This window comes from Roseobacter sp., from assembly GCF_039970775.1.
GTDB lineage: Bacteria > Pseudomonadota > Alphaproteobacteria > Rhodobacterales > Rhodobacteraceae > Roseobacter.
In genome coordinates this window covers 1-17,757 of record NZ_JBDVLG010000029.1, presented here as the reverse complement: position 1 = coordinate 17,757, position 17,757 = coordinate 1, and the positions used below count along the sequence as shown (strand labels likewise).

The window sequence follows — 17,757 nt, the reverse complement described above, 5'->3', positions numbered from 1 at the left end:
CCTTGGTCAGTCGTCGTTGCGTGTCACGGTGGCGGTGCCTGCCGTCATGGCGCCTTGCGCGCGATCAAACCGCAGATAGGCGATACCGGCCGTGGCCGTGCAGCTTAGCAAAGTGCCCGCAGGCTTGCCGTCTGCGATGATGTCCGTGCCGGGCTCTGCTGCACCTGAAATCTGCACGCGGGCCAGACCTTTGCGCAACTCGGTCTTGTGTTTCATACGCGCGGTCACCTCTTGGCCGACATAACAGCCCTTGCGGAAATCCACGCCCGATAGCCGCTCGAACCCGGCCTCTAGGATAAAGGTGTCTGGGGTAAGCTCGACACCCGTTTCGGGGATCAAATGCGCCACGCGTAGGGCCGTCCAGTCGGTTGTGTCATCGGTTTGCGGGGTGTCACGATAGGCTCGCCAACCCATCGCAGGGTCGCGCGGGTCAGCATTGCCATCGGGGGGCGTGTCGCCCGTGCCGCGGTGCACATGCAGCGGCGTTGACGCGATTGTGACATCCGCCCGCAGCTTGTACATCGTCAAACGTTGCGCTAGCGCATCGCCAAGATCATCTGCGACGTCCAGAAGGACGCCGTCCGGAACGGCCATCAGGAAGAAATCCGCAATATATTTACCTTGTGGTGTTAGCAGTGCTGCATACACAAGGCCGTCTTTCAGGCGGCTGATGTCGTTCGTGATCATGCCTTGCAAAAAATCCCGCGCGTCATCGCCGGTGATTTTCAGAATGCGACGTTTGGTCATGGGGGTCTCCTCTTTTGGGGATAAGTGTCATATAGAAGCCGCGCCGCCAAGGAGAAGAGGCGGGGGGAAAGAGGGATACCAATGCGAGCACCGATCTCGGTGGTCATACCGACACTGAATGCGCAGGCGCAATTAGGCGAATGCCTTGCGTCGTTGATGCCGGGTGTCGAGGCCGGATTGATCCGGGAACTGATCGTCAGCGATGGCGGGTCGGATGATGCGACTGTGGCCGTTGCCAAAGCCTGGGGCGCCAAGGTGCTGACGGGCGCGCCGTCACGCGGGGGGCAGTTGATGCGGGGATGCGACGCGGCGCAGGGCGCGTGGTTGATGGTGCTGCACGCCGACACCCGGTTGCAAGACGGTTGGGTCGGGCCGGTCATTACGCATTTGGAAACCCATCAGGCGGGGTGGTTCCGGCTGGCGTTTGTGCAAGGGGGGCTTGCGGGGCGCGTGGTGTCGGGCTGGACGTATCTGCGCAGCCGCATGGGGTTGCCCTACGGTGATCAGGGGCTGTTGTTGCCGCATGCGCTCTACGGGGACGTAGGCGGCTACCCTGACCAACCCCTTATGGAAGACGTGGCGCTGGCGCGGGCCCTAAAGGGGCGGTTGTGCGCGATCGATGCCGTTGCCGAAACCACCCTTGCGCGTGACCACGCGCAAGGGTGGCTGCGACGGGGTGCGCGCAACTTTTGGGCCTTGCTTCGGTACTTTTTGGGGACATCACCTGACCGACTGGCCTAGGGCAACGGCCCGCCTGTTTGGGGTGGGCCTGTCGCGACGTTATCGCAGATTGACCTGACCAATTTCACGACTAAGGTGGCGCCGAGTCGAAAAGGACAGTCTTTATGCCCCAATCTCCCCTACCTGCTGCCGGGCGCGGATATCTCGCGATACCGGGGCCGTCTGTTATGCCAGATGTGGTGCTGAACGCCATGCACCGTCCTGCGCCCAATATCTACGCGGGTGCGCTGCCCGATATGATGCCGGATTTGGTGCGCGACTTGAAAAAGGTGGCGCGCACGCAGGGGCATGTGGCGCTTTATATCTCGAATGGCCACGGGGCATGGGAGGCCGCGCTGAGCAATGTCATCGCACCTGGTGATACCGTTTTGGTGCCGACCACGGGGCATTTTGGCGTGGGCTGGGCCGGCATGGCGCAAGGGCTGGGCGCGCAGACCGAGATGATCGACTTTGGCACATCATCCCCGATGGATATGGCGCGTATCACCGCCGCGCTGTTGGATGATACCGACCATAAAATCAAGGCCGTGCTGGCCGTGCATGTGGATACCTCCAGTTCTGTGCGCACTGATATCGCGGCGCTGCGTGCGGCAATTGATGCGGCCGGGCATCCTGCGCTTTTGATGGTGGATTGCATTGCGTCGCTGGGCTGTGATGTCTTCGAGATGGACGCGTGGGGCGTCGATATCATGGTCACGGGCTGCCAGAAGGGCCTGATGGTGCCACCGGGGCTGGGGTTCGTGTTCTTTAACGACAAGGCCGCCGCGGCACGCACGCAGATGGCGCGTGTCAGCAGCTATTGGGATTGGGGCCCGCGCGCAAACCCGCAAGATTTCTATCAATATTGGAACGGCACGGCCCCGACGCACCATGTTTATGGCCTGCGGGCCGCGCTTGATCTGATCCACGCCGAAGGGATGCAGGCGGTCTGGGCCCGGCATGACCAACTGGCGCGGGCTGTGTGGGCCGCGTGTGATGCATGGGCTGCGGCAGGGCCATTGCGCATGAACGTCTCAGACCCGCTCCACCGAAGTCGCGCCGTAACGGCGTTGCGGTTGGACGCGCCGATGGGGACGGCGCTGCGCGATTGGACGCAAACGCATCTGGGACTGACCTTGGGCATCGGGTTGGGCATGGCAGATCGCGCCGACCCGGCTTGGCACGGGTTCTTTCGGTTGGGGCATATGGGGCACGTGAATGGCCATATGATCATGGGTCTTTTGGGCGGTATCGAGGCGGGCATGACCGCGCTGGATATCCCGCATGGCGCGGGCGCGCTGTCGGCTGCGGCTGCGGTGATCAGCGAGGCGCCGACCTAACGGCGCGCATCCTGGGTGCGGCGGCGCTGGTCTAGCCAGTCGAGCCACCGATTGACCGCCAGCCCCAGGAAAACCGCCGCCACCAACCCCCAAACTGCGAATAAAAACAGCATGATCCATGTGAGGTTGACCCCGAACATGGTGATGCAGGCGGTGGTATAGTTGGGCGCGCGGCCGACCTTGTCTTTGTCCATCTGGCGTCTCGTGTGGTCTCTGACACAGACGGAGTATTACACGTTAGGCGGTGTGCGTCATCTGGCTTCTGCGGCACGTATCGCCACGGGCAGGACTTCGGCCAGAATATCGAGCTGCGCGGGGGTGCCGCAGCTCACCCGGATACAGCGGTTTTGCGGCGCGGCCAGCGGCATCCGTATGAAGACCCCGCGGGTGACCATTTCATGCAGCACCGATTTGGCATAATCGGGCCCGTCGCCGCAATCAATAGCGACGAAATTGGTGGCCGACGGCAGGGGTGTCATGCCGGTTTTACGGGCGATCTCGTTGATCCGGTTGCGCGAGGCAACAATACGGGCCTGCACAGATCGCAGCCACGTTTGGTCTTCTAAAGCCGCCAGCGCGCCTGCTTGGGACGCACGGTTCATGCCAAAGTGGTTGCGGACCTTTTCAAACGAACGGATCAAATCTGGGTGGCCCATTGCGTACCCAACGCGGGCGCCTGCCAGCCCGTACGCCTTTGAAAACGTACGCAGCCGTATGACGCGCGGGTCCGACAATGGCAGCGGCAACGCGACCCTTTGCGGTGCGCATTCCAGATAGGCTTCGTCCAGAACCAACAGCGTGCCTTTGGGCAAATATTGCATCGCGTCCACGATATCGCTGCCATTCAGGGCCGTACCCATCGGGTTGTCAGGGTTGGCGATATAGACCAGTTTGGCATCAACTAGAGCGGCTTTTTTGAACAAGGCAACCACGTCTTCGCAGTCGTTATCGTAGGGTACTTTGTGCACGACCCCACCAAACCCGGTGACGTGATAGTTGAATGTCGGATATGCGCCGTCTGAAGTCACCACACTATCGCCGCCGCTGATCATCAGGCGCACCAGATACCCCAGCAGCCCATCGATACCTTCGCCCATCACGATCATGTCGGGGGTGATCCCGTTGTGATAGGCAAGTGCCTCGCGTAGCTCGAAACTTTCGGGATCGCCGTACATCCAATGTTGGGTCTCAGCCATGGCGCGGGTGGCCATGGGCGAGGGGCCGAACACGTTCTCATTTGCGCCCAGCCGGGCATCAAACAGGCGCGCACGCGCACGTTCGTACGCTTCGGGACCCACAAAGGGGACGGTGTCTGGCAGGCTTTCGGCCAAGGTGGTCAGTCGAATGTTGGTCATGGCGTGTCTTAAAGCGGTTTGGTTGTTTTCGGTAAGGGCAAGAATGTCGCGACGTTTGTATGGTCAAACAGCCGCGACTGCGTTCTGATGGCACACATCACAGGAGATGCCGAATGTCACGCGTGAATGTCACAATTGAGAGTCATATTGCCCATGTGCGGCTGAACCGACCCGAAAAACGCAATGCGATTGACCCCCAAATGTTCGATGCGCTGATTGCGGCGGGTGAACAGGTCGCGCGATCTGGCGCGCGAAATTGCCGGCAAAAGCCCCAAGGCGATCGGCGCGGCCAAGGCTCTGATGGCCGTGGCAGAACACGCCGACCCAGCAACCGTGTTACAGGCCGAGGCCCGCGCGCAGGCGGGTCTGATCGGCACGCCCGAACAGATGGAGGTCGTCGCGGCCCAATTCGCCAAACGCGCACCCGTTTTCGAATAGACGCACCGGGGTGGTGTGATCGCGCAGGGGCGGCAAACCCGCCCTCTGCCTGATATCACCCCAATTCGGCCAGACGGGCCAACGCCTCTTTCAGTTTGCTGTCTTCTTCTTCGCGCAGGGCGAGGTTGGTGCGGGTTTCCTCGACCACGTCGGGCGGGGCAGAGGCTGCGAATCTAGGGTTTTTCAACCGCCCGCGCAAACCGCCCAATTCCTTGGCCAGCTTGTCCAAGGTCTTTTGCAGGCGCGCTTTTTCCTCTGCGATGTCAATGATGTCGGCCAATGGCAGGCCAAAGGTGCCGCCCGTCACGGCCAATGTGACCGTGCCTTTGGGGAAGGCGTCCGCCTGTTCCAGCGTTTCCACCCGTGCCAACCGTTTGATCATCGTCTCGTTGCGCGCCCAGGCTGACTGGCCGCCCGCGTCCAGATCGGTGACCAACAGCGACACATAGAGCCCAGCAGGCACGTGCATTTGCGCGCGCGCCGACCGGATCGCTTCGATCAGGGAAATCACCCAGTTGATCTCTTGGTCGGCGGCGTCATCCACCAGATCGGCGGCCGTGTAGGTCGGCCAATCGGCATGCACCAACATCTTGTCGCGGGTGCCCGTTTCGGCCCATAGTTCTTCGGTGATGAACGGCATGATCGGGTGCAGCAAGATCATGCATTGGTCCAACACCCACGCCATGGTTTCGCGGGTTTCGGGCGCTAATGCGGCGTTGGCATCGTCTTGCAGCAAAGGTTTGGACAGCTCGACGTACCAGTCGCAGACCTTGCCCCAAACGAACGTATAGGCCGCGCCCGCCGCATCGTTGAACCGGTAGTTTTCCAGCGCTGCGTCGATTTCGTGACGCACCTTGGCGGTTTCGCCGATGATCCATTTGTTCACGGCGGCCTGCGGGGCAGGGATGCCGGTGCCACGCGCGCCAAACACCTCGTTCATCTCGGCGAACCGGCTGGCGTTCCACAGTTTGGTGCCAAAATTGCGGTACCCGGCGATGCGTTGCGTCGATAGTTTCAGGTCGCGCCCCATGGCGGCCATCGCCGTCAGCGTGAACCGCACCGCGTCCGTGCCGTATTCATCTATCATGTCCAGCGGGTCGATGACATTGCCCAAGGATTTGGACATCTTCTTGCCCTTCTCGTCACGCACAAGCGCATGCACATAGACGGTGCTGAACGGCTTTTGCCCGGTGACGGCGTATTGCATCATCATCATCCGCGCGACCCAGAAGAAGATAATATCAAACCCGGTGACCAGCGTGGAGGTCGGGAAGTACTTCTGCAACGCGTCGTTTTGGGCGTCTTGCGCGTCGTCACCCGTCCAACCCAGCGTCCCGATGGGCCAGAGCCCGGAGGAGAACCATGTGTCTAGAACGTCGGGGTCGCGCTTAAGTCCCACCCGCAGATTTGATTTGCTATCTCCAACCCACCCGGATCCAGTCATCGAAGTTATGATTTGGCGCCGCCCTGCACTATCCTCAGTAGAAAGCTCGCGCTCGTCTTGAACAACTACGGTTACGGTTGCCCCGGGGTTCAATTCTTCATGATGGCGCTTAGCAAGTTCCATCGCTTCCTCTGGTGAAGTTGCACAGAACTGATTTTCATGAAGATCAGACCAAACCGGAATCTGGTGCCCCCACCACAACTGCCGGGAAATACACCATGGTTCGATGTTTTCCAGCCAGTTGAAATAGACCTTCTTGTCCTGTTCGGGGTGGATCGCCACGTCGCCACCCCGCACAGCATCAATCGCGGGTTGCACGATCTGGCTGGTCTCGACAAACCATTGGTCCGTCAGCATCGGCTCGATCACCACTTTGGAGCGGTCGCCAAACGGCTGCATGATCTTTTTGTTCTCAACCAGCGGCACAAGGGTTTCGATCTCTTCGCCGTCGTCGTCCTTGACCATCGCGGTGGTCATAACGGCCAGCCCCTCGTCGGTGATCTGTGCGACAACGGCCTTGCGCGCCTCGAACCGGTCCAGCCCGCGCAGCTCGTCGGGGATCAGGTTAACCGCATCGGCTTCGGCCTCGGTTAGCGTGCGGTCGCCCTGTGCCACGGCCATGGCAATGGCGGCATTGTCGGCATAGGGCGCGCCGTCGTCACGCATGGCGCCTTTGGTATCCATCAACCGGTACAGCGGGATGCCACCGCGCTTGGCCACCTGATAGTCGTTGAAATCATGCGCGCCGGTGATTTTCACCGCACCAGAGCCAAAGTCTTTATCGGGGTATTCATCGGTGATGATGGGGATCAGGCGGCGGTGCTCCTTGGGGCCCACGGGGATCTCGCAGAGCTTGCCAACGATTGGCGCATAGCGGTCGTCCGTCGGGTGCACAGCCACAGCGCCATCGCCCAGCATGGTTTCGGGGCGGGTCGTCGCAATAGAGATATAATCGCGCGTCTCGCGCAGCGTCTCATTGCCGTCTTCGTCCTTCTCGACGTATTCATAGGTGGCCCCACCCGCCAGCGGGTATTTAAAGTGCCACATGTGGCCGTCTTTTTCGATGTTCTCGACCTCTAGGTCGGAAATCGCCGTCTCGAAATGCGGGTCCCAATTGACCAACCGCTTGCCGCGATAGATCAGACCCTTGTTGTACATGTCCACAAACACCTTGATCACGGCATCATGGAAATTGGGGCCGGTGCCTGCGTCAGGGTCACCATGCGCGCCGCCCATGGTGAACGCCTCGCGGGACCAATCGCACGACGCGCCCAGTCGTTTTAACTGACCGATGATCGTGCCGCGGGATTTGACTTTTTGCTCCCACACGCGGGCCAGAAATTTCTCGCGGCCCATCTCGCGGCGGGTGGGTTCGCCATTGGCGGCCATGTCGCGTTCGGTGACCATTTGCGTGGCGATGCCTGCGTGGTCGGTGCCGGGCTGCCACAGCGTGTCAAACCCGCGCATCCGGTGCCAACGGATCAGGATGTCTTGCAGCGTGTTGTTGAACGCGTGCCCCATGTGCAGGCTGCCCGTCACGTTGGGCGGCGGGATCATGATCGAGAACGTCTCGTCGCGGTTGGCGTTTGCACCGGCTTTGAAGGCGCCGGCCTGTTCCCAGGCGTCATAGAGGCGCTGTTCGGCCTGGCTGGCATCGAAGGTCTTTTCCATCGGCATGGGTCATTTCCGTCATGTGTTGCGCGTTGGGTGTGCTGTACCGAATGTGCGGGCCAAGGGAAAGACCGCGCGGCGGCTATTCCCCGTTTGCGGTGTCGAAAGGCCGGGGCCTTTGGGTGGTCAATATCTGGTCATTGCGCATTTGTGACGCGTTGCACGTCAGCCAAGCTGCGCGATGACTGGACAAGCGGGCGAACCCCGCTAATGTCCGCCAAGATGTGCCGCCCCAAAGGAGTACCCCATGGAAAAGTTCGGTCGATCCCAATCTATCAAACGTGTTGAAGATGTTCGGTTTTTGACCGGTCACGGGCGCTATGTGGATGACGTCGCGCCAAAAGAGGCGTTGCGGGCCTATTTGTTTCGGTCGCCGGTGGCACATGCGACGTTAACGGGCGTGGATGTGGCCGATGCGCGCGCCGCTGAAGGGGTGCGTGCGGTGCTGACCGTAGAAGACCTAGAGGCCGCAGGCATGCAGATCAATATGCCTGCCGCGACGATCAAAAACCGCGATGGCACCCAAGGTGCGGCCCCCGACCGCCCGTTGCTGGCCAAGGGAAAGCTGCGGTTTGTGGGGGAGCCGATCGCGTTTATTGTGGCCGAGACATTGGATCAGGCGCGGGATGCGGCCGAATTGATCGTGCTCGACTATGACGATCTGCCCGCCAAAATGGATATCGGCGCCGGTGGCCCGTTGGTGCATGAGGGCGTGCCCGACAACCGCGCGTTCGATTGGGGGATCGGCGATCAGGCGGCCACGGATGCGGCGTTCAAATCCGCCGCGCGGACCGTCACCCTAGAGGTCGGCGACAACCGCATCATCGTCAACGCGCTGGAACCGCGCGGGTGTTACGCTGAATGGACAGGTAACCGGGTGCATGTGGCCTTGGGCGGGCAGGGCGTGTGGGAACAAAAGTCATTTATTGCCAAGGCGCTGGGGTTGGACCCCGAACAGGTGCGCGTGACCACCCCAGATGTTGGCGGCGGGTTCGGGATGAAGGGCTTTCCCTACCCCGAATATGCGCTGTCGGCGCAGGCGGCGCGTCTGTTGGGGCACCCGGTGCGCTGGATGTCGGAACGTACCGAGGCGATGCTAACTGACAACGCTGGCCGTGATTTGACATCAACGGCCGAATTCGCGTTTGACGAGACGCATAAAATTATCGGCTACCGGGTTCACAACCGCTGTAACATGGGCGCCTACAACAGCCAGTATGGCCAGTTTATCCAAAGCCAGTTGTTCAGCCGCGTGTTGATGGGGGTGTATGATGTGCAAAACACGTGGTTGCAGGTCGAAGGATTTTATACAAATACGACCTATGTAGATGCCTATCGCGGGGCCGGGCGCCCCGAGGCGATTTATGTGCTGGAACGGTTGATTGACCGGGCCGCGCGCGAGCTGGGTGTGGACCCGGTGGCACTGCGGCGGCGTAATTTTATCAAGCCAGATCAATTCCCTTACGATACCCCCATGGGGGAAACCTACGATGTTGGGGATTTCAACAAGGTGCTGGACCGGGCGCTTGTACAATCCGATTTTGACGGGTTTGAGGCCCGTAAACAGGCCGATGCCGCCCGCGGTCTGCTGCGCGGTGTGGGGGTGTGTTACTATATTGAAAGTATTTTGGGCGATCCTTCAGAAGGCGCGAAGGTCGCGTTCAATGAGGACGGTACGGTGACGATTTACGTGGGCACACAATCCACAGGCCAGGGACACGAGACAGTATACGCCGCCTTTTTGGCGGATCAAACCGGGATTCCTGCGGATAAAATCTATGTTGTGCAGGGCGATAGTGACCTGATCGCCAAGGGCGGTGGCACGGGCGGATCGCGGTCTGTCACGGTGCAAAACAACGCCACTTTGGCTGCAGTCGCCGTGATCACAGAACAGTTTACCGCCTTTTTGGCCGACGAATTGGGCGTGCCTGCCTCTGAGATCCGGTTTGACGATGAACGGTTCCGCGCCGATGGGTCGAACCTAACGCCGACGATGCTTGAGGTCGCAGAAATGGCCCGTGAACAGGGCCGTGACGACCTGTTGGTGCATGAAGCCCGCGAAACTTTGCCCGCGCGCAGCTTTCCAAATGGGTGCCATGTTACAGAGGTTGTCGTCGATGCAGACACCGGTGTTGTGCACGTAGACCGCTATACCGTCGTCGATGATTTTGGCAACCTTATCAACCCGATGCTGGCTGAAGGGCAGGTGCATGGGGGGGTCGCGCAGGGTATTGGTCAGGCGCTGACAGAACATGTTGTCTTCGATGATGACGGTCAGTTGCTCACGGCATCGTTCATGGACTACGCCTTGCCGCGTGCCGATGACGTACCCCATATTTCATTTACATCAGAACCTGTGCCCTCCACCGCCAATATCATGGGGATGAAGGGCTGTGGTGAGGCGGGCACCGTGGGTGCGTTGGCGGCAGTGTCAAATGCGGTTCAGGATGCGCTTTGGGATCAGGGGGTGCGACAGGCGGATATGCCATTCACCCCACATAAAGTTTGGGAGTTATTGAACAGTGAGGCCCTCGCGGCAGAATAAACGGTGGCTTGGATGGCTGCACAGCAGGTTGTGGCAGCGGCCCGACAGTGATTTCGGCCCCCGCCGAGGTCCGGTTGTTCACGTGGTTATTCTGGATGGAACGATGTCTTCGCTAGAGCCGGGGTGCCGGACAAATGCGGGGCGAGCGTATCATTTGTGCCGTGAGGTCGGTAGCCCACTGTCGATTTATTACGAACCAGGGCTGCAATGGGACAGCTGGCGCTCTGCCCTTGATGTGATGACGGGGCGGGGGATCAACCGTCAAATCCGGCGGGCCTATGGCTATTTGGCATCGCGTTACCGGCCGGGCGACAAGATATTTCTGATGGGGTATTCGCGCGGGGCCTATGCGGTGCGCAGCCTCGCAGGGGTGATCGATTTGATGGGGCTGCTCAAGGCCGAACACGCCACCGAACGCAACATTCGCGACGTGTACCGCCACTATGAAGGCGACCCCACGCGGGACTGCGCCCGGCAATTTGCCGCCGCGCATTGTCGGCGCGGTGTCGAGATTGAGATGATTGGCGCATGGGATACGGTCAAATCATTGGGGTTCAATGCACCAGTGGTGTGGCGTTTTAGTGAAAAACGTCATGCCTTTCACAGCCCGCATCTGAGCCACAACGTAAAGGCGGGTTTTCACGCGCTGGCGTTGGATGAAACCCGTGTGGCCTACAAACCCGTGCTTTGGAAATCGCCCGAAGGATACCAAGGCCGGGTTGAACAGGTTTGGTTTTCGGGAACGCACGGCGATGTGGGCGGGCAGCTCGGCGGGTACGAGCCCGCGCGCAATTTGGCCAATATCCCCTTGGTTTGGATGTTGGAACGCGCCCAAATGAGCGGGCTACCCCTGCCCGAAGGGTGGAGCAGCCGGTTCCCGCAGGACGCAGCCGCCCCAATGTTGGGCACGTTCCGGGGCAATGGCCGGTGGTTCATCACACGGCGGGCCCGCAAACCGTTGCGCGACCCCACCGAACGTTTACATGACAGTGTCAGATTGCGCAGATCGTCACGGCCAGCACCACGCGGGTGGATGAACTTTGGCCGAACAGTTTAGCCGCTCGCGTTCTTGCTGGCGGCCCCACACCCCCGCAAGGCCCCACACCGGTGCCTGTGCAAAAACCAGCGACGCCGCGCGCCTGCCGGACCTATCAGGTCATTTTCATGATAATGCATGTGGTCGACCCGGTCGCATAAAGCCGTCCGTCCTCGACGCCTCGGATTTCGCCGTGGGCCACCCCGGTTGACCGGCCCGCGTGGTCTATTTCGCCGGTGCAGGCGATCAGTGTCCCGAGCGGGATGTTTCGGGTGATGTTAATTTTGTATTCCAGCGTTGTGTAGATCGACCCGCGCGGCACTTTTGTCATCACGGCGCAGGCCATCGCGCTGTCAAGCAATGTGCCGTACCATCCGCCGTGCACCGTGCCCATCGGGTTGGTCACGCTAAACTGCGGCGTGCCGCGAAACACGACGCGCCCATCCGCGACGTCGTGCAGGGTATAGCCCAACGCTTGGCCAATGGGTGCACCCGAATGGCGCCCGTCGAGGACGCCTTGCATGAACTCCAAACCGGACATGGACAGCAAATCGGCTTGGCTGAGCAAATCAGCGGGGGATTGTGCAATAGACACGTGGTGCTCCGACTTTCGACATCGTTTATGGGGCCAAACGGCCGCAGCCTATCGGTTATGCGACGTCGCGCACGCCCGCTGTGGCCAGTGTGACACCAAGTGCGTGGCAAATTTCGCGGGTCATTTCGGGCCGGTTGAGCGTGTAGAAATGCAGATTTTCCACGCCTTCGTCGACCAGTTCCGAGCACATCTCCGAACACAGCGCCGTGGCCAACAGGTCGTGGCGGTCATCGCGGATCGCGGCTTCAAAGGCCTGATCAAGCCACGCAGGCACCGTTGTGCCGCACCGCAAAGCGAATTTGCGCGCGTTCTTCCAATTGACGATCGGCATGATGCCGGGCGTGATAGGGGCGGTGATGCCCGCCTTGGCGCAATCATCGCGGAACCGCAAAAATGTGTCGGCCTCGAAAAAGAACTGGGTGATCGCTTCGGCGGCACCTGCGTCGATCTTGGCTTTTAGCCAGTCGATATTGGCGCCTTGACTTGCGGCATCGGGGTGTTTCTCAGGGTAGGCGCCGACGCGTAGGGTAAATTGGCCTGATGCGGCCAGCGCTTCGATCAATTCGACAGAATTGGCGAATCCATCTGGGTGCGGGGTGAATTCGTCTTGCCCATCAGGGGCATCGCCGCGCAGGGCAACAATATCGGTGATCCCGGCCTTGGCGAATCGCTGCGCCACCGCCAGCGTTTCGGATTTGGACGCGCCAACGCAGGTCAAATGCGCCGCGACGGGCAGGCCAGAGGTTTTGTGCAACGTGTAGGCCGCATCGTGTGTCAGGTCGCGGGTGCTGCCGCCTGCGCCATATGTCACCGAGAAAAATCGAGGTTCAAGCGGTGCGAGAGCATGCGCTGTGTCCCACAATTTGAAGGATGCATCGATAGAACGCGGCGGAAAAACTTCGAATGACACGGATGGCGTGGACATGGGTTTGGTTCCTTACGGGTTGATCCCTTGTGCCACAGGATCGTTCGTGAGACAAACTCATAACTTTCATCTTTAACATGAGCACGACATGCATATCGAATTTCGCCACCTGCGCACCATCCAGGCCATCCATGCGGCCGGTGGCTTGGCGCGTGCGGCCGAACAGCTGCATATCACCCAATCCGCGTTGAGCCATCAGATCAAAGGATTGGAAGATCAGGCTGGGGTAGAGCTGTTTGTGCGCCGTTCTAAACCCTTAAAATTATCGCCTGCGGGGTTGCGTTTGTTAAAGCTGGCGCAACAGGTGTTACCCCAAATCCAAGCTGCCCAAGAAGAATTTTCGGGCCTGCGGGCAGGCAGCACGGGGCGGATGCATATTGCTATTGAATGCCACGCTTGTTTCGAATGGCTGTTTCCGGTGCTCGAACATTTCCGCAAAAATTGGGGCGATGTCGATGTGGATATTCGCCCCGGTTTGGCGTTTGAAGCGATGCCTGCGTTGTTAAAAGAAGAGGTGGATCTTGTTGTTTCGTCTGATCCCGAAGAACTGCCGGGCGTCGAATTCGTTGAACTTTTTGATTACGCGCCGGTCTTTGTGGCCGCCAGCACCCACCCTTTGGCGCAGAAATCTTATGTGGATGCTGCCGATTTTCGTGGCGAAACCCTGATCACATACCCGGTAGACAGGGGGCGGTTGGACGTGTTCAGCCAGCTGTTGATCCCCGCCAAGGTCGAACCCGCCGCCATTCGTCAGGTCGAGCTAACAGCCGTGATCTTGTTGCTGGTTGCGTCAAATCGCGGGGTGTCGGTGCTGCCCGATTGGGTCGTGCGTGAGGTCAAATATTCCTCCGATTACATCACGCGCCCGCTGACATCTCAGGGCATTACCCGCAGGCTTTATGCGGCGGTACGCAAGGATGATCTGGATAAACCCTATATGAAACAACTGCTTGAATTGGCCGGGGATGAAGCGCGCAAGCTACAGGCGCAATAGTCCTGCGTTATTTCACGACCCACGGTTGGTCTGTGTTTTCTTGCCAGCCGGTTTCGTGCAGCAATGGCGTGTCGGACGACAGGGCGGGGTAGCCTAGGCACAAATACCCTGCCAGTGACCATGTGTCCGGAACGTCCAAAATCGCGGTGACGGCTTGCGGGTCGATGATCGAAACCCACCCCAACCCGATGTTGTGGGCCCGCGCGGCCAACCACAACGTATGGATCGCCATAACTGTCGAATACGCCAAGGTTTCGGGCATGGTTTGGCGCCCCAAGCCCCGCCCTTCGGCAACCGCCACGTCGGTAAAAACCGCCAAATGCACAGGGGCGTCGCGCAGTCCGGCCAGTTTCAGGGCAAGGTATTCGCGTTGCGCTGCCGCATCATAGGCCAGTGCGGCATCGGCGTTGCAGGTCTCAAAACTGGCGATGATCTGGGCGCGCAGGGCGGGGGCTTCGACCTGCACCACCCGCCATGGGCGCGCATTGCCCACAGAGGGCGCGCGGTTCATGCGGGCGCGCAGCTGCGCCAAGACATCGGGGGCAATCGGGTCGGTGCAAAAGTGGCGCACGTCGCGGCGCCATTGCAGCAGATCGTCCAGCGCGCGGCGATGTGTGGCGTCCATTAGCATCCGCTGGTCGATGCATGCGGGCAAAAAGGCGGTGTCACCGGGCCCGTCGGGCGGCGCGACCGCCCCGGCGTTTGGTGATCTGTCCTTGGCGGCTGGGCAGTTCGTCGATGATGGCGCGGCGGACCTCGGGCGTCATGCGCGACCAATCGGTGATTTCGTCGATAGATCGCAAGCACCCGGTGCACAGTCTCGCGTCCGGGTGGATGACGCAGATGTTGATGCAAGGGCTCTCGACCTCGTCGCGGCGCCAAATGTCGTCAGTCATAATTCCCCTTCCCGCGTTGATCGGATGACGCGGATGCGGTCCAATGCACCCTGCAAGATAAACCCCGCGGCCACATGATCAATGACTTCGGCGCGACGTTTTCGCGATGTGTCTGCCTCTAATAGGGCGCGTTCGGCGGCGACAGTGGACAGGCGTTCGTCCCAAAATGTGATCGGCATGCCAAACCCATCGGCGCGGTCGAGATTGCGGGCGAAGGCGCGCGTGGATTGGCACCGCGGCCCCTCGGACCCATCCATGTTGCGCGGCAACCCCAGCACCAGCCCGCCAATGGTGCGCGCCTGAAGCAGCTTTGCCAACTGGGCGGCGTCTTGGCCGAATTTGCGGCGCTTGATGGTTTCCAGCGGCGTGGCGACCGACAAAAAGGTGTCTGACACGGCGACCCCAATGGTCACGGTGCCCAGATCGAGCCCGGCAATTCCCTGCATCGGGGGCAGGGCGGTTGCGAATTCTGCGATGTCTTCAAATATCATTCGACCACCTTTGCCCGCTGTCCTGCCCTTAGCAACAGATCCAATGCGCGGGTGTCGTCGGCAAAGACCTGCACCGCGTTGTCATAGACCGAGCGCGCCGGGCCGGTTTGCCCCAAAACGCCAAGCGCGCTGATCAATTGGGCCCAATCTTCGGCCGGGCCGCCTTCGGTTGCCAGCCGGTCAGACAGGCCAGACACCATGCCCTGGATCATCTCCATGCGGTCGGTCGGCGACAAGTCACCTGCGGCTTCGATGTCGGCGGCGGATGGGCCCCGCCCTGTGCCGATTTCGGGCAGTTGGTAGGTCACGCCCGCGCGAAAGGCCATGTCTTCGATTTGGGTCAGAATAGGGGCGATCCATCCGGCGTCTTCGGGGCCTTCGCGCAGCAAGGCGTCCCACATCCGAAACGCCAAATCAGGCCGCCCGGTTTGCGCCAGCATCAGCCCCAGATAATACCGCGCCGCGCCGTCGGTTTGGTCAAGGGTCAGCGCCTGCCGCACCGCGGTTTCGGCCTCGGGGGACACATAACCGCCCGCCGCCAGCACCAGCATATCGGCGTAATCCGTGTGATTTTGCGCGGTGACCCGGCTGCCGCTGAGCCGAATGACCTGCGCCTGCGCCTGAGCGGCGGCCGCGTAATTGCCCAAGTTCGCTTCGTTCTGGGCCAGCAGGACATGCCCTTGCAGATCATCGGGGCGTTGCTGCACCGTTTGACGCAGCTGTTCGACCAAAGCCACATAATCGGGGTTGGCGTTTTGCGGCACAGCGGGGGCGGGTAGGCCTGCTTCGGCCCGCGCTTGGCTGGGGCGGTCGGCCCGTGCGATTTCGGCAAATTTGATGCGATCGGCCAGCGATAGATCCCCGTATCCCGGCGCGCCCAATTGATGGTACAACAGCACGCTGCCCGCGACCAGAACCGCAGATATCACCGCCGCCATAGCCGCAGGCGCACCCTTGGTGGCATCTTCGGGCAGGGTGGTGGTGTGCCGGGCACTGTCTGCGGCCAAAATCCGCCGAGAAACTTCGGCACGCACGCGGTCTGCATCCTCTGGGCTGACCACGCCACGTGCGAGGTCCTTGTCGATCTCGCGCAGCTGGTCGCGGTACACGCGCAGGTCAAAAGACGCCGCCGGCACGGCCTGCCCCTTGCGCGGGGCGCGCAGCCCAAGCGCCAGCAACAGCGCCACAGCCAGTGCCAACCCGCCCGAGAGGATCCAGAAAATCGCCATATATCGTGCTCCTTGGGTGCATCATGTAGCCATGATTGCGCGGCGGCAAAAGGGGCAAACGGTTTGGGCCCCGTGACCGGTGCAATTGGTCGCAGTGTCGCAAACCTGTTAAAAAGCGCCGCGCTGGGTATCCACATTTTCCCTCAATAGAGCAAAAGAGACCCAAACCTGGCGTCGCTGCGATTCCGGGGGTCTTCGTCTTGGGGTGGTCTTGCCATGAAACGTTATTCCGTTTTTGCCGTCGCGCGCGAGGCTGCGCGCTATCACACCGGGTGGGAGCGCGCGTGGCGCCGTGCCACGCCCAAGAAGAAATATGACGTGATCATTATCGGGGCCGGTGGGCACGGGCTGGCGACGGCGTATCATCTGGGCAAACGGTTTGGCATCAAAAACGTGGCGATCCTTGAAAAGGGGTGGCTGGGCGGCGGCAACACGGGCCGGAACACGACGATTATCCGCAGCAATTACCTGCAGGACCCGTCGGCGGCATTGTACGAAAAATCCCGATCTCTGTACGAAACGATGAGCCAGGATTTGAATTATAACGTGATGTTTTCGCCCCGTGGGGTGATCATGCTGGCCCAGACCCACCATGAGGTGCGCGGCTATCAACGCACCGCCCACGCCAATGCGCTGCAAGGGGTTCAGACTGAATTCATCAGCCCGCAGCGGGTCAAAGAACTGGTGCCGATCATTGATATCGACGGGCCGCGCTATCCGGTTTTGGGGGGGCTGTGGCAGGCTCGTGGCGGCACCGCGCGCCATGATGCGGTGGCCTGGGGCTATGCGCGCGCGTGTTCGGATATGGGCATGGATGTGATCCAGCAATGCGAGGTTACTGCGGTGCGCCGGGACGGCGGCAAAGTTGTGGGCGTTGATACCACCCAAGGGGCCATTGATTGCGATAAATTGGGCATTGTGGTGGCGGGAAATTCGGGCCATGTGGCGGGGTTGGCGGGGTTCCGGTTGCCGATCGAATCTGTGTCGTTGCAGGCGTTGGTGTCAGAGCCGATCAAACCGTGCATGGATGTGGTGGTTATGGCCAACACTGTGCATGGCTATATGTCCCAGTCCGACAAGGGCGAAATGGTCATTGGCGGCGGCACGGACGGCTATAACAACTACACTCAACGCGGCGCTTTCCATCATATCGAAGAAACCGTGCGCGCCCTGATAGAGACCTTTCCCATGGTCAGCCGCCTCAAGATGTTGCGGCAATGGGGGGGGATCGTGGATGTGACGGGGGACCGGTCGCCTATTTTGTCGAAAACGCCGGTGGACGGTGTGTTTATCAATTGCGGCTGGGGGACGGGCGGGTTCAAGGCGACGCC

The 17,757-nt window shown here is 60.6% G+C and carries 17 protein-coding genes; 7 read left to right on the top strand and 10 right to left on the bottom strand.

Features of this window, described 5'->3' with window-relative positions; genetic code table 11:
* Nucleotides 1–6: 6 nt before the first annotated feature.
* Nucleotides 7–747 (bottom strand): folate-binding protein, encoded by a 741-nt coding sequence (locus tag ABJH13_RS06990; RefSeq protein ID WP_348405506.1) that lies wholly within the window; start codon nt 745–747, stop codon nt 7–9.
* Between the two features lie 81 nt (nt 748–828).
* Here ABJH13_RS06990 and ABJH13_RS06985 point away from each other — a divergent pair, with 81 nt between their 5' ends.
* On the top strand, nt 829–1,488 hold the full coding sequence (locus ABJH13_RS06985) for a glycosyltransferase (RefSeq protein ID WP_348405505.1): 660 nt from the start codon (nt 829–831) through the stop codon (nt 1,486–1,488).
* A gap of 104 nt (nt 1,489–1,592) precedes the next feature.
* Nucleotides 1,593–2,807, top strand: coding sequence for an aminotransferase class V-fold PLP-dependent enzyme (locus ABJH13_RS06980; RefSeq protein WP_348405504.1), 1,215 nt, complete (start codon nt 1,593–1,595; stop codon nt 2,805–2,807).
* On the opposite strand, the gene ABJH13_RS06975 is transcribed toward ABJH13_RS06980, so the two are convergent.
* Both ABJH13_RS06975 and ABJH13_RS06970 read right to left on the bottom strand, forming a co-directional pair.
* Nucleotides 2,804–3,001, bottom strand: a complete 198-nt coding sequence (locus ABJH13_RS06975) for a hypothetical protein (protein WP_348405503.1) — start codon at nt 2,999–3,001, stop codon at nt 2,804–2,806. The genes ABJH13_RS06980 and ABJH13_RS06975 overlap by 4 nt on opposite strands.
* Nucleotides 3,002–3,058: 57 nt before the next feature.
* A complete protein-coding gene (locus ABJH13_RS06970) occupies nt 3,059–4,162 on the bottom strand; it encodes a pyridoxal phosphate-dependent aminotransferase (protein WP_348405502.1) in 1,104 nt (367 codons plus the stop codon).
* 225 nt (nt 4,163–4,387) lie between these two features.
* Between ABJH13_RS06970 and ABJH13_RS06965 the strand changes: the two genes are divergently transcribed.
* Nucleotides 4,388–4,600, top strand: a complete 213-nt coding sequence (locus tag ABJH13_RS06965; RefSeq protein ID WP_348405501.1) for a hypothetical protein — start codon at nt 4,388–4,390, stop codon at nt 4,598–4,600.
* A 55-nt stretch (nt 4,601–4,655) separates the two neighbouring features.
* On the opposite strand, the gene ABJH13_RS06960 is transcribed toward ABJH13_RS06965, so the two are convergent.
* A complete protein-coding gene (locus tag ABJH13_RS06960) occupies nt 4,656–7,721 on the bottom strand; it encodes a valine--tRNA ligase (protein ID WP_348405500.1) in 3,066 nt (1,021 codons plus the stop codon).
* Nucleotides 7,722–7,962: 241 nt separating this feature from the next.
* Between ABJH13_RS06960 and ABJH13_RS06955 the strand changes: the two genes are divergently transcribed.
* Both ABJH13_RS06955 and ABJH13_RS06950 read left to right on the top strand, forming a co-directional pair.
* Nucleotides 7,963–10,260 (top strand): xanthine dehydrogenase family protein molybdopterin-binding subunit, encoded by a 2,298-nt coding sequence (locus ABJH13_RS06955; RefSeq protein ID WP_348405499.1) that lies wholly within the window; start codon nt 7,963–7,965, stop codon nt 10,258–10,260.
* 16 nt (nt 10,261–10,276) lie between these two features.
* A complete protein-coding gene (locus ABJH13_RS06950) occupies nt 10,277–11,317 on the top strand; it encodes a DUF2235 domain-containing protein (RefSeq protein ID WP_348405525.1) in 1,041 nt (346 codons plus the stop codon).
* A gap of 94 nt (nt 11,318–11,411) precedes the next feature.
* Here ABJH13_RS06950 and ABJH13_RS06945 read toward each other — a convergent pair whose 3' ends face one another.
* Nucleotides 11,412–11,891, bottom strand: coding sequence for a PaaI family thioesterase (locus ABJH13_RS06945; protein WP_348405498.1), 480 nt, complete (start codon nt 11,889–11,891; stop codon nt 11,412–11,414).
* 55 nt (nt 11,892–11,946) lie between these two features.
* The gene (gene metF, locus ABJH13_RS06940) at nt 11,947–12,816 is read right to left on the bottom strand and encodes a methylenetetrahydrofolate reductase [NAD(P)H] (protein ID WP_348405497.1); all 870 of its coding nucleotides are present in this window, start codon (nt 12,814–12,816) and stop codon (nt 11,947–11,949) included.
* 88 nt (nt 12,817–12,904) lie between these two features.
* Between metF and ABJH13_RS06935 the strand changes: the two genes are divergently transcribed.
* Nucleotides 12,905–13,810: a LysR family transcriptional regulator gene (locus ABJH13_RS06935; protein ID WP_348405496.1), complete on the top strand. Its 906-nt coding sequence runs from the start codon at nt 12,905–12,907 to the stop codon at nt 13,808–13,810.
* A gap of 7 nt (nt 13,811–13,817) precedes the next feature.
* On the opposite strand, the gene bluB is transcribed toward ABJH13_RS06935, so the two are convergent.
* From bluB to ccmI, 4 genes are read right to left on the bottom strand one after another with little or no spacing between them, the layout of a single operon-like run.
* On the bottom strand, nt 13,818–14,441 hold the full coding sequence (gene bluB / locus ABJH13_RS06930) for a 5,6-dimethylbenzimidazole synthase (protein ID WP_348405495.1): 624 nt from the start codon (nt 14,439–14,441) through the stop codon (nt 13,818–13,820).
* A gap of 34 nt (nt 14,442–14,475) precedes the next feature.
* Nucleotides 14,476–14,706 carry a DUF1289 domain-containing protein gene (locus ABJH13_RS06925; protein ID WP_348405494.1) on the bottom strand — a complete coding sequence of 77 codons (231 nt, stop codon included), beginning with the start codon at nt 14,704–14,706 and terminating at the stop codon, nt 14,476–14,478.
* Nucleotides 14,703–15,197: a Holliday junction resolvase RuvX gene (ruvX, locus tag ABJH13_RS06920; protein ID WP_348405493.1), complete on the bottom strand. Its 495-nt coding sequence runs from the start codon at nt 15,195–15,197 to the stop codon at nt 14,703–14,705. The genes ABJH13_RS06925 and ruvX overlap by 4 nt, the downstream gene beginning before the upstream one ends.
* Nucleotides 15,194–16,426: a c-type cytochrome biogenesis protein CcmI gene (ccmI, locus tag ABJH13_RS06915; RefSeq protein WP_348405492.1), complete on the bottom strand. Its 1,233-nt coding sequence runs from the start codon at nt 16,424–16,426 to the stop codon at nt 15,194–15,196. The genes ruvX and ccmI overlap by 4 nt, the downstream gene beginning before the upstream one ends.
* A 216-nt stretch (nt 16,427–16,642) precedes the next feature.
* On the opposite strand from ccmI, the gene ABJH13_RS06910 reads away from it, so the two are divergent.
* Nucleotides 16,643–17,757: sarcosine oxidase subunit beta family protein (locus ABJH13_RS06910; RefSeq protein ID WP_348405491.1), on the top strand; the 1,115-nt coding region annotated here is incomplete at its 3' end.